Raw genomic sequence first — 4,780 nt, forward strand, 5'->3', positions numbered from 1 at the left:
CTGGCCACTGCCATCGCCGAGGTCCAGCCCGCCGCTGACCGTTTGTTCGAGCAGCACGACTACACCGGCTCGCTCAAGGCCCTGGCTGCGCTGAAGGCGCCGGTCGACGCCTTCTTCGACGGCGTGATGGTCAACGCCGAGGTCCCCGCCCTGCGCGCCAACCGCCTGGCACTGCTGGGTCGCCTGCACGCGGCGATGAACCGCGTGGCCAACCTGTCGCGCCTGGCGACTTGAAGAAATCGCAGATGCGCGCCGACCACGCACACGGCATGAAGCTTGTCATCCTCGGGCGCGACGGCACGCTCAACCGCTACCGCGACGACCACGTCAAGGCGCCGGAGGAGCTCGACCCGCTGCCGGGTGCGATGGAAGCCGTCGCACGCCTGAACCATGCCGGCTGGCACACGGTGCTGGCCACCAACCAGGCCGGCATCGGCCGCGGCCTGCTCGACATGGCCTCGCTGAACGCCGTGCACCTGCGTCTGAACCAGCTGCTGGCCGAGAAGGGCGGGCGCCTGGACGCGGCCTTCTTCTGCCCGCACACGCCCGAGGAAGGCTGCGACTGCCGCAAGCCGCTGCCAGGGCTGATCCAGCAGATCGGCCAGCGCTTCGATGTCGAGCTGCCGACGGTGCACATGGTCGGCGCGTCGCTGACCGACCTGCTGACGGCCCAGAACGCGGGCTGCATCCCCCACCTCGTGCTGACCGGCCCCTTCGGCAACCTCGGCACCGAGGAGCTTGCCAACCTGCTCGTGCAGGTACCCAATGCCCGCGTGCACGACGACCTGGCGAGCTGCGCCGAAGTCATCATCCAGGCGGAGCGCCGCCGCGTTGCCGAGCAGCGCGGCCAGGTCCTCGCCCCCGACACCCAGGCCGGAGACCTGAATTGATGTCCAACCTGTTGAGCGCGATTCGCTCGTTGATCTTCGTGCTGGTGCTGATCGTCACCGTCATCCCCTGGGCCAGCGGCGTCCTCATCCTGTCCATCTTCCGCCGCGGCGACCCGGTCTATTGGGCCTGCGCCGGCTGGCTCAAGGTCGCCATCTGGAGCGCCCGCTTCATCTGTGGCATCCGCTGGCGCATCCACGGCATGGAGAACCTGCCGCCGGCATCGGACAGACGCGCCGGCGTCGTGCTGCTGTCCAAGCACCAGAGCACGTGGGAGACCTTCGCCTACCCGGCGCTGTTCAGCCACCCGCTGGCCTATGTGTTCAAGCGCGAGCTGCTCTATGTGCCCTTCTTCGGCTGGGCGATGGCGCGCATGGACATGATCCACATTGACCGCGGCCGCCGCACCGAGGCCTGGAACAAGGTGCTGACCCAGGGCAAGCGCCTGGGCGGCCAGGGCAACTGGGTCATCATGTTCCCCGAGGGCACACGTATCGCCCGCGGCGAGGTGGGCGACTACAAGACCGGCGGCACACGCCTGGCCATCGAGGCCGGCCTGCCCGTCGTGCCCATCGCCGCGACGGCCGCGCGCTGCTGGCCGCGCAAGAGCTTTCTGCTGCGCCCAGGCGTGGTGGATGTCTCCATCGGCAGGCAGATTCCGTCGGTGGGCCGCGCACCGGGCGAGTTGATGAACGAGGTCAAGGACTGGATCGAGAGCGAGATGCGCCGCCTCGACCCCGACGCGTACAGCCCACCCCCTACCGGCTTCGCCGCCCCCCTCGAAGGAGGCACTGCCAGCGGCCCGGCAAAGCCGGCTCCGCGGCAGTCACTCGATCAAACCCAAGATTCGCACTGACGCCGACATGCCCAGCAAGCGCCCGGCTCCACTCCTGCAGGACAGCCAGCTGTCGCTGTTCGATGTGATGCCGGAGATCACGCCCGCCGAGCCCGGCGCGTCGCGCGCGCGCCGGGAACTGTGGCTGGGCCAGCACCGCGTCGGCTACGAACTCAAGCGCGCGCGTCGGCGCAGCATCGGCTTTGTCGTCGGGCCCCAGGGCCTGCGCGTCAGCGCGCCGCGCTGGGTGCCGATCGACGACATCGAGCGCGCCCTGCATCACAAGGGCGAATGGATCTTGCGCAAGCTCGTCGAGCAGCGCGAACGCCAGCAGCGCGTGCAGGCCTCGCGCATCGAGTGGCTGGATGGCGGCCACCTGCCCTATTTCGGCGAGGCGCTGACGCTGGTGCTGGCGCCCGCGGAACGCGAGGTGGTGTGGGACACCGCCACGCGCCAGCTGCGCCTGCCGCTGCCCCTGGGCGCTTCGGCCGAGCAGATCCGCGACCTGACCCAGTCCTGGCTGCAGGCCCGCGCCCGCGAGGACTTCCTGCCGCGCTGCCGGCGCTTTGCCGAGGCGCTGGGCGTGACGATGAAGGGGTTGCGGCTGTCGTCGGCGCAGACACGTTGGGGCAGCGCGAGTGCGGACGGCTCCATTCGCCTGAACTGGCGTCTCATCCACTTCACGCCGGCCATCATCGACTACGTCGTCGCCCATGAGCTGGCGCATCTGCGGGAGATGAACCACAGCCCGGCTTTCTGGGACACGGTGCGTTCCGTGCTGCCTGACTTCGAGCGTTCGCGCGAGGCGCTGCGTGAGGAATCCATCGTGGTTCAGTGACCCCCTCGCCTGGTCTGGCCGCGCTGAATACGGGCCATTCCAGTGGGTCCCCCGGGGCGACGGCCATGCCTGGGCGGCCCGGCGCTCGGCCCGAAATACGGTGGCGGGTGAATATTCCCCGGCCGGTGTCATCCGCGCGCCGACACGTTCAGCAACACTTCGCTCCGACGCTGTCACCACGGGTACCCCAAGCCGGCTTGAAGCTGGTGGACAGAGGGAGAGAAGGGTACCGATAGAAGGCCGAAACGCCGCCGCCGGGCTGATCCCGCGGCGGCTTTTCCTTTTTTGGCCGCCGGTTCAGGCCGGCAGGAAGCGGTAGATGCCGTCGGCGCCAAGGTCGCGCCGGAGCTCGCCCTTCAGCCACAGCGCATGCAGGTGGGCAATCGCCTCACCCATGGCGAAGGTGGTCTGGTGCAGGTCGAGCTTGCGCTTGAACAACACCGACAGCAGGCCGGCCGCGTGCGTCGGCGCGGCGCGGCAGGCCGCCACGACTTCGGCCAGGCGGTCGACATGGTGCTCCTGCAACTGGTCGATGCGCGCATGCAGGCCGGTGAAGGGCTTGCCGTGCGAGGGCAGCACCAGCGTGTCGGCGGGCAGATCGAGGTAGCGCTCGAGTGAGTTGAGATAGAGCGTCAGCGGGTCGGCCTCGGGCTCGACGTCGACGACCGAGACATTCGTCGAAATGCGCGGCAGCACCATGTCGCCACTGATCAGCAGCTTGGCTTGCGCGCAGAACAGGCTGATGTGCTCGGGCGCGTGTCCATAGCCGGCGATGCAGTGCCAGGTCTTGCCGCCAATGTCGATCTCGCCGCCGTCCATCAAGCGCCGGTAGCTGGCCGGCACGACCGGCACCATCCTCGGGTAGTAGTCGGCGCGGGCGCGGATCTTCTCCAGCGCATCAGGATCGGTCAGCCCATGGCTGCCGAAGAAGGCCGCAGCCGACGCGCCGCCCATGCCCACCGTCGAGCCGCTGGCCAGACGCGCGAGGTTGTAATCCGTCGCGCTCATCCACAGCCGGCAGTTCCACTTCTCGGTCAGCCAGTGGCCAAGGCCGAGGTGGTCCGGGTGAAAGTGGGTGGCGATGACGCGCAGCACCGGCAGGCCGTCCAGGCGCTCGGCAAACACGGTCTGCCAGTTGGCCCGCGTCTCGTCGCTGGCGATACCGCAGTCGACGATGGTCCAGCCCTCGCGCCCGTCGATGCGGTCACGCAGCAGCCACAGGTTGATGTGGTCGAGTGCAAAGGGCAGGCCCATGCGCACCCAGCGCAGCCCGGGCGCCAGGTCCAGCGCCTCGCCGGGGCCGGGCAGGGCGTCGCCCAACGGGTAATGCAATTCGGATTCGCGCGGGTTGGCCATGATGCTGCTCGGCTGGACTTAGACTGACGTTAACGTCAATCGAGTGTAGCCATGCCACCTCGCCGCCCTGTCACCGCCGCGACCGAAGCCCCCCAGCCCACCTTCACCATCACCGAGCTGGCGGCCGAGTTCGACATCACGCCGCGCGCCATCCGCTTTTACGAGGACATGGGCCTGCTGGAGCCCGGCCGCAAGGGCCGCAACCGCGTCTACACGCCGCGTGACCGCACGCGGCTCAAGCTGACGCTGCGCGGCAAGCGCCTGGGCCTGCCGCTGCAGGAGATCAAGCAGCTGGTCGACATGTACGACAGCCAGGCCAGCGCCGCGCCCCAACTGCGGGCGTTCCTCACCATCCTGGCGCAGCACCGCAACCAGCTTGAGCAGCAGCGCCACGACATCGAGGTGACGTTGGCCGAGATCCAGCAGCACGAGAAGCGCTGCCGCGCACTCCTGGCCGGCAAGGCGTGACGCTGCCAGGGCGGCAGAACCGGCAATTTTTCGTCTGAAGCGGCACGATCGGACGGCCGCCATTTGTAACTCTCACTAGAGTCCGCCGCTGGCTGCAGCCTCCTGCCGCCGGCCGTATCGTCTTCGTGGAGCTGTCATGACACTTGGACCGCGCCCCTCTTTGGCGCTTGCCCTGCCCGCCATTGCGGGCGCACTGCTGCTGCTGCTGGCCCATCCCGCCCGCGCCCAACAAGAAGCGCCCAAGGCCGATCTGGAGCGTGCGCAAAAGGCCGCCGACGCGGTCTTCCACTGGATCAAGCTGAACGCCGACAAAGGCGCCAGCCGCCGGCCGCCGGCGCCCGCCGCAGCCCCCGCGGCCGCACCCAGGAAAGCCGCCGCCCCGGTGGCCGCAGCGC

The 4,780-nt window shown here is 69.0% G+C and carries 5 protein-coding genes and 2 pseudogenes; 6 read left to right on the top strand and 1 reads right to left on the bottom strand.

Features of this window, described 5'->3' with window-relative positions; translation table 11 throughout:
• From ACT6S0_RS26535 to ACT6S0_RS26550, 4 genes and pseudogenes are all read left to right on the top strand, one after another.
• Positions 1-234: pseudogene (locus tag ACT6S0_RS26535) on the top strand (glycine--tRNA ligase subunit beta); the annotation flags it as partial.
• A gap of 11 nt (positions 235-245) precedes the next feature.
• On the top strand, positions 246-890 hold the full coding sequence (gene gmhB / locus ACT6S0_RS26540; RefSeq protein WP_444766728.1) for a D-glycero-beta-D-manno-heptose 1,7-bisphosphate 7-phosphatase: 645 nt from the start codon (positions 246-248) through the stop codon (positions 888-890).
• Entirely contained in the window at positions 890-1,744 is an 855-nt protein-coding gene (locus ACT6S0_RS26545; protein ID WP_444766729.1) for a lysophospholipid acyltransferase family protein, read from the top strand. Before gmhB ends, ACT6S0_RS26545 begins: the two co-directional genes overlap by 1 nt.
• 7 nt (positions 1,745-1,751) lie before the next feature.
• On the top strand, positions 1,752-2,561 hold the full coding sequence (locus tag ACT6S0_RS26550; protein WP_444766730.1) for a M48 family metallopeptidase: 810 nt from the start codon (positions 1,752-1,754) through the stop codon (positions 2,559-2,561).
• A gap of 297 nt (positions 2,562-2,858) precedes the next feature.
• On the opposite strand, the gene ACT6S0_RS26555 is transcribed toward ACT6S0_RS26550, so the two are convergent.
• Complete coding sequence (locus ACT6S0_RS26555; protein ID WP_444766731.1) at positions 2,859-3,917, bottom strand: MBL fold metallo-hydrolase; 1,059 nt, start codon at positions 3,915-3,917, stop codon at positions 2,859-2,861.
• A gap of 51 nt (positions 3,918-3,968) precedes the next feature.
• On the opposite strand from ACT6S0_RS26555, the gene ACT6S0_RS26560 reads away from it, so the two are divergent.
• The gene (locus tag ACT6S0_RS26560) at positions 3,969-4,385 is read left to right on the top strand and encodes a MerR family transcriptional regulator (protein ID WP_444766732.1); all 417 of its coding nucleotides are present in this window, start codon (positions 3,969-3,971) and stop codon (positions 4,383-4,385) included.
• 136 nt (positions 4,386-4,521) lie between these two features.
• A pseudogene (locus ACT6S0_RS26565) lies at positions 4,522-4,780 on the top strand (hypothetical protein); the annotation flags it as partial.

It is taken from the genome of Roseateles sp. (genome assembly GCF_052436255.1).
Lineage (GTDB): Bacteria > Pseudomonadota > Gammaproteobacteria > Burkholderiales > Burkholderiaceae_C > Pelomonas.

Coding starts and splice junctions, on each gene's coding strand:
- gmhB (WP_444766728.1), top strand. CDS start 246: ATGCGCGCCGACCACGCACACGGCATGAAGCTTGTCATCCTCGGGCGC.
- ACT6S0_RS26550 (WP_444766730.1), top strand. CDS start 1,752: ATGCCCAGCAAGCGCCCGGCTCCACTCCTGCAGGACAGCCAGCTGTCG.
- ACT6S0_RS26555 (WP_444766731.1), bottom strand. CDS start 3,917: ATGGCCAACCCGCGCGAATCCGAATTGCATTACCCGTTGGGCGACGCC.
- ACT6S0_RS26560 (WP_444766732.1), top strand. CDS start 3,969: ATGCCACCTCGCCGCCCTGTCACCGCCGCGACCGAAGCCCCCCAGCCC.
- ACT6S0_RS26545 (WP_444766729.1), top strand. CDS start 890: ATGTCCAACCTGTTGAGCGCGATTCGCTCGTTGATCTTCGTGCTGGTG.